General features: G+C 52.0%; 10 protein-coding genes. 5 read left to right on the top strand and 5 right to left on the bottom strand.

The window, feature by feature from the left end:
• Nucleotides 1-96: 96 nt before the first annotated feature.
• From PAT3040_RS32115 to PAT3040_RS32095, 5 genes are all read right to left on the bottom strand, one after another.
• Entirely contained in the window at nt 97-3,339 is a 3,243-nt protein-coding gene (locus PAT3040_RS32115) for a DUF6259 domain-containing protein (RefSeq protein WP_108995880.1), read from the bottom strand.
• A 41-nt stretch (nt 3,340-3,380) separates the two neighbouring features.
• Complete coding sequence (locus PAT3040_RS32110; RefSeq protein ID WP_181376969.1) at nt 3,381-5,087, bottom strand: extracellular solute-binding protein; 1,707 nt, start codon at nt 5,085-5,087, stop codon at nt 3,381-3,383.
• Nucleotides 5,088-5,184: 97 nt separating this feature from the next.
• Entirely contained in the window at nt 5,185-6,843 is a 1,659-nt protein-coding gene (locus PAT3040_RS39630) for a response regulator transcription factor (RefSeq protein WP_108995878.1), read from the bottom strand.
• On the bottom strand, nt 6,843-8,594 hold the full coding sequence (locus tag PAT3040_RS32100; RefSeq protein WP_087568268.1) for a sensor histidine kinase: 1,752 nt from the start codon (nt 8,592-8,594) through the stop codon (nt 6,843-6,845). Before PAT3040_RS32100 ends, PAT3040_RS39630 begins: the two co-directional genes overlap by 1 nt.
• A gap of 99 nt (nt 8,595-8,693) precedes the next feature.
• A complete protein-coding gene (locus PAT3040_RS32095; protein ID WP_108995877.1) occupies nt 8,694-9,653 on the bottom strand; it encodes an alpha/beta fold hydrolase in 960 nt (319 codons plus the stop codon).
• A gap of 143 nt (nt 9,654-9,796) precedes the next feature.
• Here PAT3040_RS32095 and PAT3040_RS32090 point away from each other — a divergent pair, with 143 nt between their 5' ends.
• The 5 genes from PAT3040_RS32090 to PAT3040_RS32070 all read left to right on the top strand — a co-directional run bounded on the left by PAT3040_RS32090 (nt 9,797) and on the right by PAT3040_RS32070 (nt 16,431).
• A complete protein-coding gene (locus PAT3040_RS32090; RefSeq protein WP_108995876.1) occupies nt 9,797-10,669 on the top strand; it encodes an AraC family transcriptional regulator in 873 nt (290 codons plus the stop codon).
• Nucleotides 10,670-10,792: 123 nt separating this feature from the next.
• Nucleotides 10,793-12,442 (top strand): extracellular solute-binding protein, encoded by a 1,650-nt coding sequence (locus tag PAT3040_RS32085; protein ID WP_108995875.1) that lies wholly within the window; start codon nt 10,793-10,795, stop codon nt 12,440-12,442.
• Between the two features lie 93 nt (nt 12,443-12,535).
• Complete coding sequence (locus tag PAT3040_RS32080) at nt 12,536-13,447, top strand: ABC transporter permease (protein ID WP_087568294.1); 912 nt, start codon at nt 12,536-12,538, stop codon at nt 13,445-13,447.
• Nucleotides 13,448-13,461: 14 nt separating this feature from the next.
• Nucleotides 13,462-14,343: a carbohydrate ABC transporter permease gene (locus tag PAT3040_RS32075; RefSeq protein ID WP_108995874.1), complete on the top strand. Its 882-nt coding sequence runs from the start codon at nt 13,462-13,464 to the stop codon at nt 14,341-14,343.
• A 30-nt stretch (nt 14,344-14,373) separates the two neighbouring features.
• Complete coding sequence (locus PAT3040_RS32070) at nt 14,374-16,431, top strand: TIM-barrel domain-containing protein (RefSeq protein WP_108995873.1); 2,058 nt, start codon at nt 14,374-14,376, stop codon at nt 16,429-16,431.
• The last annotated feature ends 17 nt before the right edge of the window (nt 16,432-16,448 follow it).

Below are 16,448 nucleotides of genomic sequence, written 5' to 3'. Positions count from 1 at the left end.
TTCCATCTTGAACGACAAAAAAAATTGGACAGAACGCAAAACATTCTGCCCAACTTTTGTTGTTGTACGGCCACTGCCTCATTGCGTATTGACGAATTAGTCGGCAATTAGCTTCGGCTCGCCCCAAAACGCCCAGTCATATCCGTAATCGCCTATGGAGTCCGTAATCAAGGTCAGAACGACACTCTCGCCTTCATAATCGGCCAAGGAGATATGGAACGGCTCCCAAGCCGCGCCTGGCATCATGTCTTCCGACCATACGATGTTTCCGTTTACCGCAATGCGGAATCCGACGCCTCCGGACTCGTCCGCTCCATCCTTGATTCCCGCAAAACCGGTGAGCGCCGCATCTGTGCCGACCGGCAATCGCAACGCGTATTCCACATGCGTCTGACCACGCTGAGGCGGATGCGCGTCCAGTCCCTGCTTTGTAACATTGTTGACGGAGCCGGTTCCTGCAAACCCTCCGAAGGGAGCCTGCGCCAATCCTTCAATGCCATTGTCGAACCAGAGACTTGTGTCAAATGGTGTGCTATCCAGCGAGAACGGTAGCGTCACAGGCGTCAAGGTGTCATAAATCAGATAGACCGTATCCGATGCCTGCGCCGTGATGGCGTATTTGCCGCTGCCCAAGTCGGAGAGCCCAGCTTGGCCCGACACCGATTTTATTTCCGCCACTGCCTGAGGGCTCACGATCTCCAGCTCTACCATTCGCGCTTGATCGCCAGCCGGCTCCAGCACAACACGAGGCTCTACCCATACGGCGGAATCATTATCTACGGTGGCTCCCGAATGCGTCTCTAGCCTTATGGTTGCAGTCTTGCCGGCGAATGCAGACAGATCAAGCTCCATAGGGGCTGCAGTTGCGCTTCTGCTGAATTGCTCTTCGCTCAGAACGACGCGCGTCTCGGGTGCAGCCGTCTTTTCCCAAGCGAGAGCCTTAAACGTCACCCCGTCGCTGTGCAACACATTTTGCTCGGATCCTAATTGTACTCCGACCCGGAAGCTTGCCGCCACATCGGCCGGAATGTCCACATCGAACTCCAGCCAGGTGTGGCCTTCTTGCCACTGTCCAATATAAGGCGGATGAGCCAGCATGCGATCTCCCCAATGCTGCACCGTGCCGCCCCCCGCAAATGCAAAGGAAAAACCGTTCACGGAAGAGAAGGACGTATCGGTCTGATGGACGGTGTCATCGCCCAGCGTTTCGCCTGCGCGAATCGGTCCGGAATAGTTCAGGAAGTTGATCTCGCTTGCCTGAAGCAGGTCCTCCATGCGAATCACGGCATGGTTTGTCCGGAGCGCCAATCGCTTGAGGCTTACATTCTCCGGCCAGTCATAAATATGAAAAGCGTTCAAATCGCGAGGTTCGCTGTTGTATAGATACGTTTGACCGGGGTTTAGCCCGTACAGTCTCGTATCGTCATACAAACGCCAGCCCGGAATGGTTCCCGACAATTCATAGGCTTCTGAACCGTACAAGTAACGTACAATATTGGTCCCTTTCCAAGGGAAACTCGATGGACGGACATGCAGTTTCTCGCCAAAAGAGTCTCGCACATATTGCGCAGTCTCGCCGCTCTCTGTACGAAAGGCAAACAGCGTACTGCCAGTCCAGCCTGTAAAGCTCGCTTCAGGCCTTGCATCCTGATACCAATTGGCCTCCGCGAACAACTGCTCCATGAGCGGAGTCGGATTAGCCACCTGCCCGTAGTTGGGTCTTGATAACATCGGAATAGCCCCCAGCCTGTTCTGAACCACTTTATGCCAGGCCATATAATACTCCTCCGTCATCGGATTGGCATGATCGGGATGTCCGTAAATCGTCGTATACGGCGCAAAGATGGCTGAGCTTGCAGGGACGACCTGATCGATCTTGCTGTTGTCCCAGGTGCCCGTACCGGAAAAGATGCCATACGCATGCCGTTGGGCAAAGGACTCGTAGCGCGTTGTAATTTCATTCAGGCTTTCTCCGCCCAATGCGATATGCGCCGGGAGCGCCTGCCGCAGCTCGCGATGCAGCGCGAGATTGCCTTGCATCATATTTTTGCCATCAATAAGACCGTTCGCGTCATTGTACATAAGCAGAGATTGGTCCAAATGAATGGCGTCGGGACCGACTTCATCCACCAGATCCGCCATCTTGTCCACAAACATCTCGCGCCAGGCTTCCGCCGCCGGATTGATGACGGCAAACGCAATCTGCTCCGAACCCGCCGAATACTCCCATTTTTTCGGCGTCAGCGTATAGGGGTCCTTGACCTGATAGGCTTGCAAGGCCGCATATGCCGGGTTGTCGAAAGACACGCCGAATATATTTACATACAGCATGACCTTAAAACCAAGTGCCTGTGCCGCTTCCACCTTGGCCGCTATATCCGCCTTGGGCGCGTAATTCGGGAAGTTGACGTCGTAGGGGTCCTCGCGCCATCCGGGCACCACCAGCAAAGTCTGATCCGCCTGTACCTTCTGAGCCAACTGATCCAGCATATCCGGATCCTCCAGATCGGTCAGCACAGTAAAGCGAATATCGTTGGCCCATTCCGGCTCCAGTGCGGAAAGCTCGGACAAACGGAAGGTTTGATCCGCCCACTCGCGGTACATCAGCGCTCCGTTGGTCCAATCCCCGGCATAAGCTTTCAGCCGCCAGTCGGTGGACACTGCCGTTTTGGTCTGCTGGAACGGCGCCGGTGTATGCGTTTCCAATCCGATATAGAAATAGCCGTTCTCATGTTTGACATGCAAGGTTTTGAAAAACATGGCATCGTCATTGGCATGCACAAGCATGCCTCCGCCCTCGCCTTGAATCAACAGCATTTGCGCTTCCCAGACATCCGGATAGGCAAATTGGCGGAACCCGTAAGCGGCATCGGGAGATTCCGCCGTCAAGCGAATGCCCCCAAGAACGGGAAGGATGAGATCATTGGTATCCGGCACGATTAATCCCCATTGGATGCCCGAAATTCCCTCCGCCGCGGACTCTGCATACTGGCTAATCGTCAGCGTTCCGTCATATTTGCGGGCCACCGTCGTCTCCAATTCGGCTTTCGCAGAGTCGTCGCCCCATTCGTGCTCAACAGTGGCATGCCCTTTTTTGCCCGTCACGACGGAGTCAGCGACGTTATTCCACAATCCATCGAGGGAAAGATGACGAATGCCGGTCAGCTCGCCGTTTTCACCATAAGCCAATTGGGCGTTTCCGTAAGTAAAATCAATGTTGCCCGTTGCGGAATTAAATCCGACACGCTGGCCTTCAGCCGCAGCCCTGCCCGGAGCCCATTGACACAGAAGCAATACAGCCAGGCCGGCCAGCCACATTTTTTTGCTTGCCGCTCTCATAACACGACCCCTTTCGCCTCTTGATCGGCCCTTCCTTCCTCTTATTGCTGAGCCGATAACCAATCATTAATTTCATGCAAGATCGTTTCCCCGCCAAGCTTATGCCAGTCTGAAACAAACACATCGAATTCATCGATGGATGCGGCGCCCATAATGATTTTTGTAAAAGTTTCCCGTTCCATCTTGTCAAGCGTTGCCCACTTGTCGATCATCGTCGGCGTTTGTCCGCCAAAAGCCGTCATGAGCAGGCGATCGCCCGTATAATGATCCATCGTCGTCACAAATCCGAAATATTGATGCGCCACCGCCCAGCTATCGATACTGCCGGTCTTCAAGTAGTTAACGGTAGGCCCGTATTTATCGCTCTCCGTCAGCGTATCCCCAAGCAGGCTTTCATCCTCGTTTTCTATAGCGCGCCGCAGCAGCTCCAACGACTCCAGCACGCCTTCATTAGACACGCCGGATTGCACAAGGGACAAACGGGATGTATTGATTCGCTCGCCGTTCTCTTCCACCGTAATAAATTCGCCTTCGTCTCTCCTCGAACCGTGAACAACCTCTTCGTGCAAGTTCAGCATCTTGACGACTGCTTCGGGATGCGCAAAACCTTTGCGCACAACGATATAACCGCTTGCGGAAAAGCTTGCGCTGGCTCTGGTCGGCGTTCCGTCCACGGATGGAACCGGGTACGGCTTCCACTCCATGTCCGGATTTTTTTTTACGGCGTCGATAAACACATAGGGATTCCAGTTCGCGCCAAAAGCCATGCCAATTCGGTTAGCGGCGATGTCCTCCGCCACTTTATTGCTGTCTTTGACGCCGAAGTCGCGATCAAGCTGACCGTCCCTGTACATCTCGCGCAGCTTGGCCAGCGCATCCTTCATTTCCGGCTGAACCGAACCGTATACAATTTCTCCGGTTGCAGCTTTAAGCCATATTTGGGGATAAGCATGGTAAGCATTAAAAAAACCGGTCGTCGATACAATCGGACCGTACAAATAATTGCCGACCCCAAGTCCGTATGTATCCTGCTTCTGGTTTCCATCGGGGTCCCGTTCTGTAAATGCTTTGGCGATTTCGAGTACATCATCCAGCGTCTCCGGCTCGGGCAAACCCAGCTTATCCAGCCAATCCGTCCGCACCCACAGCAGATTCGACTCATAGATCGGAGCATTTACAACCGGAATGGCAAGCAGCTTGCCATTAAACGTCGCCGAAGCGAGCGCCGCTCCTCCATCGCCCTTCTGCAGCTTCTTCGTATGATCGGAGGCGTATTTCTCGTAAGCGTCCGTCAGATCCTCCAATTGTCCGCCGTCTGCAAGCTGCTTGAGTTGACTCGATGATACCGAGAATACATCCGGCAAATCTCCGGAGGCAATCGCTACGTTCAGCCTGCGGTTGTATTCCCCTAATAACGCAGTCCAGTCATGCACAACCTGGATGCCAAGCAAGCTTTCATATTCCCGATACCAAATGTTGTTGTCGATGCTGTCGCCTTCCGGGTAAGTCCAGGTCTGATCAACCGAACGCGCAACACGAACCTTGACCGGCGGATCGTATTTCTCGAAGGGGTTGGCACTGACAGCGGCCTCCTCGTCCACAGCGGATGGCTCCTCCTTCGTCGCGTTCCCTCTGTTCCCTATCGTGTTGCCTGTGTCGGTATTCGTCGCTTTGTCGCAGGCTGTCAGCAGCAGCAGCAGCGACACCGCGATGCAGGCTGCCAGCACGGATAAACATTTTATATTCATTTCCCTCACCTCTGACATGTGGATATACAGATGCGCGGCCCGTGCTGCCCGAATTTATTATAAAATTGTTCTGCCCGGCCGCTCTACTTGCCATTTTTCACTTTTCATTATCCTTTTTGGATACACTTTGCCGTTCCCGATATTCCTGAGGCGTCAGTCCCGTAGCCTTCTTGAAAAAGCGGTAAAAGGAATGTTCCGTCATAAATCCAATCGATTTCGAAATATCCTGCACAATGACGTCCCCTTGTTCCAGCAGTTTCCGGGCTTTGGCCAATCTGACTGACGCAATAAAGTCGGTCAACGCTTCATTTGTGATTCGCCGGTAAAGCTTGGTCAAGTAATAGGGGTTGTAGCCCACAACTTCGCCGATTCGCGTCAATGACAAATCGCCTGCCAAATTATGCTCCACGTAAAGTCGAATATGTTTGACGAGGTCGTCCTCACTGTAGATATGGTCATTATGCTTCTGCTCGAACAGGCATTCGGCCAATTGCGACAAATAACTTAACGCTTCGTGCCAGGAACTGTGGGCATCATATTTAACCAATTTGGCCAAATCGATCATACGCCCGATTACTTTATGCAGCTCCCAACGATTCATGTAGGATAGAAACAGCGTTGCCGTGGAGTAGTAGATTTCCAGCTTCAACGTATCGTCCTGATTGGCAGCGGCAGGCAATGCCGCCAATTTATCGAATTCGATCATAAAATGCTCTTTCTGACCATTTTCCAAATAAGCCGCCATTGCCGGCAGCTTGCCAAGCTGACTGCGTACCTGATGGAATTGCACCTCTACCTTGTCCATCCTTGCGCGGCGGTCATCGAGCAATATTAATTCTTTGCCCATGCCAAGCCCTCGGCCAAGCAATTGCGTCAAAGCGCTGAACTGCTCCGCAACCTGATCCCATGGAAGAAATGACGCGCTTGCCGCCAGCGATACGCTAAGCTTAAGCGTCTGCCGACAGGAAATCTGTACGGTCTCCATCGTTCTGTGCATATGACGCAGTGCCGATTCAATGGAAATGTCGTTCTCTCCCGAAGGTTGCAATAACCATAGCAGTTTGTTTCTCTCGAATCTTACGGTCAGGCATCTGGCCGACGCCGTCCATAACTCCTCCGCTATGTTCTGGATCGCATACAACATCAGCTCCCGGTCGGATACGCCAAGCTTGTCGCGCCAGTCATCCACGCGCCCCATAACCAGCAGCACGTCTTGCCGGGCGTCAAGCGGGCACTCCCATTGCGCAAACTTGTCCGGCATGCCGCGAAGCGATTGCCTGTCTCCTTGCAAAACCTCAAGCAAATAATCATTGATCAAAAGCGGTCTTGCCATACGCATCTGGCTTTCCGCTCTCTGAATAAACGCTTTGGATTCCCCAGCCGCATACAATTGTGCGGAAGCCTTCTCTACAGCGCGAAGGATGGCGTCCGGCCCCTCCATCTTGAGCAGATACTCGACTCCGCCATTGCGCATGACCTGCTGAATATATTGAAATTCATCGTAACCGCTCAGAAAAATGATTTTACACCAGGGCCATTGCCTGACTATTTCTTTCTGAAGCTCCAATCCATCCAAACCAGGCATACGAATGTCGGACAACACGATATCAAACTTCATTCTCTCCAGCATTTCAAGCGCTTCTTGTCCCGAATAAACGCCAAACGCCTCGATTTCGAGCTTGTCCGACTGCCTGAACAGGTCCAGCAGACTTTCTACAATGAGCCGTTCATTATCGACAATAAGCAATCTGATCATCACTCTTCACCTTCTTCTCTTCGAATCGTCAATCGCGCTTGAAACCCTCCAAGCTCGCTCCTCGAAACCTGCAAACCGCAATCCTCGCCGAATTTCAATTGCAGTCTGCGATGCACGTTCAATAGGCCTGTGGTCTCCATCGCTCGATCGGCGGCGGCAATTGCTTTGCGCATTTCTTCCAGCCGGCTGTCACCCAGCTCTTCTCCATTATCATCCACTTCGATCATGAGCCGATTTCCTTCGACTTCCCGGAAACGAAGAGTCAGAAGGCCGTCGGCTTGTTTGTTTTCCAGGCCGTACTGGTAGGCATTTTCGATTAAAGGCTGGACAATCAATCGCGGCACCATGACCGACTCCCAGGCAATGGGCACATCCTCCAGCTCGACGAGCACCGTGTCGGAGAATCTTATTTTTTGAATTTCCACATAAGCCCGGGCATGTTTCATTTCCGAAGCAAGCGTGACGTTCTCCGCGCCGCTCCTCGTAATAAACTGAAAGTAACTGCCGAGATGATGAAACATTTTATCCGCCAAATCATGTTCCCTCATCTGCACCAGACCCTGCAAAATAAAAAAGCTGTTATAAAAAAAATGCGGATTGATTTGCGATTGCAACTGCTTAAGCTCGGACTGCTGGGAACGAATCCGCTGCTCGTACACCTCGTGAATCAGCGATTGAATCTGGCCCAGCATCGCGTTGAACTGATTGTATACGTAATGAAATTCATCCCGGTTGACGTGATAGACTCTCACGCCGAGATCGCCTTTCTCGACTTTGCGGAATGATCCGATCAACCTTTTGATCGGTTTGTGTATCAGTTGATGAATCCAATAGGAGAACACAATGACAAGCAGCAAGGCGATCACCGATACAATCCCGATCCAGTTGCGATGTTCGCTGAGCGGCTGCATGACCGTCTTCGCCGGGGTAAACACGGCAAGCGTCGCCCCCAGCGCCGGTGAATACTCATGCGCCGTGAAATAGGCTACACCGCCGGAAACCATTTGAAGTTGCCCTCTTTGCGGCCATTCGTTGCCTTCATACGATCCTAGGCCGTCCGCCAGCAGCTCCAGCAGCTCGCTATCGGTATTTGTCGAAACCTGCCATCGTCCGCTGGCATCAATCCAGGCCACTCCTCCCTGCCCGCCCTCCGACATGCTGGACAACGTCCGAACGATCTCGGCACGCGACAATTCGATCTCCATCGCCAACACCGGGGCGCGATCCGCGTAGACGGAATCGGGATATGCGCCGCTCATCAGCAGCCGGCCCTGTATCCCGAATAACGCTGATCGCATTCGCTCCGAATCGGTAATCGCCTCCAGCTCACCTTCGGTAATCTGATAATCAAAGTTGTTGGCATTAATGCTTCTGTTCAAAGCCGGTATATAGAGCGTGACATTTTCTACGAACGGACTTGAGCTTTTTAGCAAATAGAGCTTGTTTTTGATGGACAAAATGGCCTGCGTCCGCTCAAAATCGTCCAGCCGCTCAGGCGTGTTGGCAAGCGACAGCAAATCGTCATCATTAAGATATTCCCACTTTAGACGAGTAAGCCGGGCGAGCTCCGTCTCCAGGGAAACCGTATAAAAGTGTACACGGGACGCCATGGAATCGGAAATTTGCGTCTGTACGATGTCTTGCCCGGAACGATTCATCATCAGGCTGGAAATGTAAATCGGCACAATAACCAGCAAAAAGGACAAAACCAGCTTTGGATAAATCGTAAGCGATTTCAAAAAATCAGGCATGCGGCACCTTCCCTCATACAACTTGACCCTGCATAGGCTAAAGCATACACCGCCTTGCTCCGAGAGGACAACAAAAAGAGAGGCCCTAAGCCTCCCCTATTACATTTCCAACAAAAACTGTATCGTTTTGTCTTCGAAAGCCGGCAATCTCTCGTGAACAAAGTCAGGATAAATCTCCATTCGTTTCTCGGAGCCAATGGCATTGTAAGCGGCAAATTGCGTCGACGGCGGACAGACGGTGTCCAGCAATCCGACTCCCATCATCACTTTGCCTCGAATACGTGGCGCAAGATGTCTCACATCGATATATCCAAGCTTCTCGAAAATTTCGGTTTCGCGCAAATGCTGGGGATCGTGATGGCGGAAAAACGTTCTCAGCTCTTCGTATGCATCCCGCGCCAGATCCATCTCCCACACTCTTCTGTAATCGCACAGAAAGGGAACGCTGGGTGCGGCACGATTTACGCGGGGTTCCAGAGCCGCGCATGCCAGGGCAAGTCCTCCCCCTTGCGAACCGCCGATCGCAGCCACGCGTTCGGCGTCGACTTCGGGCATATTCATGACAATGCCGGCCAGCTGCGCCGTATCCAGAAAAATGTGGCGAAACAGCAGCCGATCGGGATGATCGTCCAGACCGCGTATAATATGGCCCTTATGCGTCGTTCCTTTGACGCCGCCCGTATCCTCGGAATTTCCCCCTTGACCCCGGCAGTCCATTGTCGCCACTGTAAAACCCAGTGACGCATAAATCAGCTTATCCGCCCAATCCGCCGAATGATGCGCATAACCATGGAATTGCAAGACTGCAGGATGCGGCTTCTGGGCATGAAGCGGTCGTACCAGCTTCGCATGGATGCGTGCGCCTCCCGTCCCGTTAAAGTATAGATGGAAACACTCGGCATACGGAACCTGAAATTCGCTCCGGACAAGCTCGACTTGCGGATCTGTTTCTTGCATCGCTGCAAGCGCCCGTTCCCAATATTCGTCAAAATCGTCCGGACGCGGATTGCTCCCGGTGTATTGTTTCAATTGATCGAGCGGCATGTCGACCAGCGGCATGGGTATGCACCTCCAAAACAAATGATTGCGGATCGAAGCCCGACATATAGTACAATATTTGCATCAAATTTGATTTACATTGAATCTAAAACATTTCCGCTATCGTGACAATAGCAAAATATTGAACGGGAGGTAGTATTATTTTGCTTAAAACCAATTATGATTTTCGGTATAACGATCAGAACAACCCGTTGATGGCCATTCGATCGATCGGCTGGGAAAGCACGGCCAGCGAAACTTATCGCTGGGACGGCATGGCAAGGGACGACAAATTTGTGCTGTTCCAATATACCTTGGCTGGCGAAGGGCATCTGATCTATCATGGCCGTCATTACACGGTGCCGAAACATCAAGGCTTCTTCCTGCGCATCCCCGATTCGCATTGTTATTATTACAACTCTGCTTCCAAAACGCCATGGGAATATATATTTCTGGTCGCAAGCGGCACGCATGTTTTTCCGCTCTGGCATGATCTGATGGCAAAAGCGGGCCCCGTCGTCAGCTTCAAACCCCAGGCTCGTCCCATCTCCATGCTGTGGGATATGATGCAAACTGCCGGCGACAACGGATTAAGGGACAAATACGAAATCTCGCTTTCTTTATACGATTGGATTCTGTCCTGCTTGCGGCTAATGGACGGCATGCCCGACGCCGGCAAGCCGCTCCCCGAATCCATTCAACGCGCCTTGCAGCTCATGGAGACTCAGTACCACCGCTTGCTTACCCTCGATGAAATTGCGGCAGCCGCCGGCGTTAACAAACATCATTGTTGCCGATTGTTCGCCAAACATATCGGCGCAACGCCGATTCATCAGTTGACGAAAATCCGTATCGCCGAAGCTTGCCGGCTGCTGCGACAGACAGATGAAACCGTGGTCGCCATCGCGACATCCACCGGATTTGACAACAGCAGTTATTTCGGAAAAGTATTCCGCAAATTGGTCGGCGCGTCTCCTCAGCAGTTCAGGGAGCAAGACGGAAACCTCACCTCCGACAATCAATTATTCGTAAATTAGAACTTAAAAATATCCAAATTGGATAATCGAATGTTCAAATCGGACTCTAGCAGCGCGTTTCTCCAGTTGTTATTCTTGGCAAGGTAAGGGATATCAAGAATAACTTAAGGGGGAAACAACGCTATGAAGAAACAGGCAGCAATTGTTTTGGGTTCGATTCTTCTGTTGATGTCGGCTTGCAGCTCACAGCCAAATTCAACCGCTCCGGAAACCGCCAGCCCGGGACCGTCAGAGTCCGACAGTGTCGCACCGGAGAAGAAGATTGATTTAAAGGTAGGACGTTATTCATTGCCTACATGGGGTTATCCGGAAGGAGACGACTTCGCCAATAATATCTGGTACCGACATTATGCCGACAAATTCGGTCTCAATGTTACGCATGAATGGACGTCCTTGCAAAGCGAGTATAACGAGAAGCTGAACATCGTCATCGCCTCCGGCTCCATTCCCGACATACTGATGGAAATTTCAACCAATCAGCTGGAGACGTTGGTAGAAGCCGATATGGCGGCCGATTTGACCGATGTATTTAACGAACACGCCTCTGATTTGACCAAAGAAATTTTGTACGGAGATGGCGGCTTGGGCATGAATTCCGCTACCTTCGATGGCAAGCTTATGGCATTGCCTTATATGACCTCGGTTATTTACGAGCCCAGCTTGTTATGGGTACGGCAGGATTGGCTCGACAATCTGAATTTGCCGGTGCCTCAAACGATCGACGATGTAATGGCCGTGGCCAAAGCCTTCAAAGAACAAGATCCGGACAAAAACGGCAAAAATGACACTGGCGGCTTGGCATTCAGCAACTGGCTGTTCGACGGCATTACGTCCCTGACCGGATTCTTCAACGGTTATCACGCTTATCCCCAAACATGGCTAAAAGGCGATGACGGAAAAATTACTTACGGCAGCATTCAGCCGGAAATGAAAAATGCAATCGCAAAATTAAGAGAAATGTATAAAGCCGGACTGCTGGACCCTGAGTTCGGCATGAAGGACACGCCGAAAGTAGTGGAGGAAGTGACCGGCGGTAAATACGGCATCACTTACGGACGCAACTGGAATGTGTACATGTACGGCGCTGGCCTCGAAGGCCAGCCGGAGATGATCTGGACGCCGCTTGTCGCCCCGAGCGCCGACGGCAAAGATGTGTTTGCCAATGTAGGCACCACTGTAGTCAGTTATTATGTCGTCAACAAAAACTACGAACATCCGGAAATCCTGATTCAATTGTTGAACGAATACAACGAAATGGCTTACGGTCCAAAACGAAATGATCCCGAAGTGAAAAAATTCTTTGCTTTCGAAGACGGGCAAACGATTGTAGAACAAGGTCACTTGTCGCTTGTTCGTACCCTGACGACCGATGAGGCTACCTTGAAGTCGTTGGAATACGTCATTGAGGCCATTGAAAAACGCGATCCTAGCAAACTGGACGAAGCGCTGACCGAAACGGGGAAATACGAGCCAAGCGTCGCTTATCTGGACGGCAAGGGCACCGGCTACATGGAGTACCATCAAGTCAAGGGCTTCCAGACGACGATCGAACATTACGGTACGGATCGGCTGATCCCGCAAGCCTATAGCGGAACTACGGACACCATGAGAGACAAGATGGGCATTCTGGGCGATTATGAGCGCGAAATGTTCACGAAACTAATTATGGGCGCGGAACCGATCGATGCATTCGACACTTTTGTTGCCGAGTGGAAAAAACAGGGCGGAGAGCAGATCCTGAATGAGATAAATGCCGTAGCAAAATCGAATTAACAGCAAAGCCAAGTCGGCCTTCTTCGTTGCAAGGAGGCCGGCTTTCGATGAAAGAGGTGACATCTTGTGAAAACATCGTCAGATACAGCGCGAATGCCTGTGCTCGCTCGTTTGAGGATGCGGTTTAAGCGCGAACTGCCGTATCATCTTTTTTTAATTCCGGGCATTATTTTGGCTATTTTATTTTGTTATATTCCCATGATCGGAATCGTAATGGCCTTTCAGAAATTCACCGTGTTTAAAGGGTGGTTTGACGCACCCTGGGTGGGATTGGCCAATTTCAAATATGTCATATCCATGCCCCGCTTCGGGCAAGTCATGTTTAATACGGTATACATTTCCGTACTGAAAATCATCTTCTCCTTGCTCGTGCCCATCATCGTGGCGTTGTTGCTGAACGAAATGCGAAGCCGCAAGATGAAGCGTGTCCTCCAGACGGCCATGTATTTGCCCCACTTTCTTTCCTGGATTATTTTGGGCGGCATTATTCTGGATATTCTCAGCCTCGAGGGCGTCGTTAATAGTATCATTAGCGCTTTCGGAGGACAGCCGATCGGCTTCCTGTCCAGCAACACTCTTTTTCCCGGTGTGCTGATTACGACGGAAGTGTGGAAAAGCTTCGGGTTTAATACGATTATTTATATGGCTGCCTTGACCTCTATCAACCCGGATTTGTACGAAGCGGCCGAGATCGATGGCGCCAGCCGGTGGAGGCAAATCTGGCATGTCACCTTGCCCGGCATTCGCCCCACCATCATTTTGCTCGCCACCCTTAGCCTCGGCAACGTGCTGAACGCCGGGTTTGAGCAAGTGTTTATTTTGCTGAATCCACTGGTCATGGACTCCGGCGATATATTGGATACGCTGGTCTACCGACTTGCCTTCAATCAGGCCCAATACAGCGTAGCTACGGCGGTAGGTCTATTTAAATCGATCGTATCCGGCGTGCTTATTGCGGTGTCCTATTATCTCGCCTATAAGCTTGCCGATTATCGCATTTTCTGAGCAGGAGGATCATGATGAACTATCGTATGGATGGCAAAAAAATATTCACCATTTTCAATTATCTATTTCTTATTGTATTGGGATTGATCTGTATCGCGCCGCTGCTTAACACCTTGGCGATCTCTCTCAGTTCGGCGTCGGCGGTCGCTATGGGCGATGTGCTGTTTTTCCCGTCCAACTTCTCGCTCGACGCCTACACCTTCATCGCTACCCGTTCGGAATTTTTAACGGCTTTAAATGTTTCCGTGATGCGTGTCATCGTGGGCAGCATTTTGCAAATGCTTGTCACTTTTATTTCGGCCTATCCGCTTTCCAGGGAAAACCGGGATTTCAGAATGCGAACCGTCTACGTCTGGTTTTTTATGTTTACGATCCTTTTCAGCGGGGGCATTGTTCCTTTGTACATGCAGGTGAAAACCCTGGGCATGCTGGACAGCATGATGGCGCTTGTCCTGCCAACCAGCCTGGCCGTCTTTAATATTGTTCTGATGATCAACTTTTTCAGAATTCTTCCGAGGGAGCTGGATGAGTCGTTTCGTATCGACGGGGCCGGGCACTGGACCCTTTTATGGCGACTGTACTTCCCCTTGTCCCTGCCTGCTTTCGCAACGATTTTGCTGCTTGCCATGGTAGGACACTGGAATAGCTGGTTCGATGGCATGTTATTTATGAATCAGACCGAAAACTACCCGATCGCCACCTATTTACGATCCATTATCGTCAGCTTTGATTTCAGCAATGTACGGTCCGAGGACGCTGCGCTGCTGGCCAGCATTTCACCGCGTACGACCAAAAGCGCGCAAATCATATTGGCTACGCTGCCGATCTTGTGCGTATATCCGTTTTTGCAGCGTTATTTTGTCACCGGTCTCGTTCTGGGCAGCGTCAAGGGATAGTTTAACATTCATGATGAAGGAGCAAGAAAGATGAAAAAAATAGCCAGCGGGATTTATAAAATGACCTTCGGTACGCCCGAAGCCATTACGCCTGTTTCGGTGCTGCAGCCCGGGACCCGCTTCGAGGCCATAAATGCATTAAAGGATCATCCGCTTCCATTCCTGCAGGGAGATATTGGATTCGGGCCGCGCAAAGGTTCGGTTCTATTGGACATTCCTCTGGAGCCGAATGAAGAGGTTTACGGTCTCGGCTTGCAGCTCAAGTCGTTCAGGCAAAGCGGCAGCAAAAAGAAACTGCGCACCAATTCCGATCCGGCAGCGGATTTGGGAGATTCCCACGCGCCCGTCCCTTTCTATGTCAGCACTGCCGGCTACGGCGTTCTGATCGACACCGCCCGTTATGCTACCTTCTTCTGCGGAGGCTGCAAGCGAGTCGGCAGTCGGCAGGATGAGGAAGGTTTTAAGTCGGCCGGCACGGAGAGGGGGCACTGGGAGGTCAAAAAGGGGAGCGGCAATATGCTTGTCGACATCCCGGCGGCCGAAGGGGTCGACATTTATATTTTCTGCGGCGACGATATGAAGGACGCGGTCTCCCGCTACAATCTGTTCAGCGGCGGCGGCGCACTGCCGCCCATGTGGGGACTTGGCGTTTTATACCGGGCCGATTGGCATGCCAATCAAGAGGATGTGCTGAAGCTCGCCCGTCAGATCAGGGAGGATGATATGCCTTGCGACATCTTTGGTCTGGAGCCGGGCTGGCAAACAAATGCCTATTCCTGCACCTACGTTTGGGACAAATGCCGATTCCCCGACGAACGGGCGCTTATCCGCGATTTAAATGAAATGGGCTTCCGGCTTAACTTGTGGGAGCATGCATATGTGCATCCCGAAAGTCCGATTCATAACGAATTGAAGCCCTATTCGGGAGACAGCTATGTGTGGGACGGCTTGGTGCCGGATTTCACGCAACCGCAGGCCAGAGAAGCATTTGTCGGCATTCATCAATCGACCATCGATGCCGGGTTATCCGGCTTCAAGCTCGACGAATGCGACAATGGCGATTACATCGGCAACTGGGGATTTCCCGATTTTGCCCGGTTCCCGGGAGGAGCGGACGGCGAGCAGATGCACAGCTTGATGGGGCAGCTTTATCAGCAGACGATGCTGGACCCGTTCGTAGCCGCCAATCGCCGCACCTACGGGCAAGTGCGTGCCTCGCACGCGCTCGCGGCTCCTTATCCCTATGTCCTCTACAGCGATCTGTACGAGCATAAGGATTTTGTGCGGGGCATGGCGACGGCCGCATTCTCCGGACTGTTGTGGTCTCCGGAAGTCCGGCAAACCGCAACCAGAGAAGAACTTCTGCGCCGGATTGGCGCCGTCATCTTTTCGCCATTGGCCGTCCTTAACTGCTATATGATCCCTTCTCCTCCGTGGAAGCAATACGATCACGACAAAAACCATGCGGGCGAATGGCTGGAGGACTGGCCGCAGTTGACGGAGCAATGCCGCCAGTTGCTGCAGCTCAGAATGCGCTTGATTCCTTACCTTTATGCGGCATTCGGCAAATACAAGGTGCAGGGTGTCCCGCCCATTCGTCCCCTTGTGCTCGATTATCCCCATGATCGCGAGGTGTTCGATTGCTTCGATCAGTTTATGGTCGGAGACGATTTATTGGTTGCGCCTGTTGTCTACGGCAGCGGCGATATCCGCAACCTTTATTTGCCGGAAGGCCGCTGGTACGAATGGTCTGCAGGCCAATGGATCGATGGCGGCCAATGGATTACGCGCCAGGTGCCGGTAGATCAGGTGCCGATGTTTATTCGAAAAGGAGCGCTGATTCCTTGGGCGGCGCCTGTCTCAAACGTGGAGGATGGCGGCATGCTGGAGCTGCATCCCGTATTATACGGTGCGGACGAGGGGAGCTGTTCCCTGCTATGCGACGATTCCACAAGCTATGCCTATCAAAGCGAAGGATTAACCTTCGGTACTATCAACGTATCCGGAGACCGTACAGTGAGCGCAGATGCAGTCATCTCCAGACGATACACGATCGGGGACGTGACATTCGTCAAGGACGAGGCGTAAACGAATGGCGGATCGGA

Origin of the sequence: Paenibacillus agaridevorans (assembly GCF_003112455.1) — a bacterium.
Taxonomy (GTDB): Bacteria; Bacillota; Bacilli; order Paenibacillales; family Paenibacillaceae; genus Pristimantibacillus; species Pristimantibacillus agaridevorans.
Note: the sequence above shows the minus strand (reverse complement) of the source record. Positions and strands in the feature narration are given on the sequence as shown.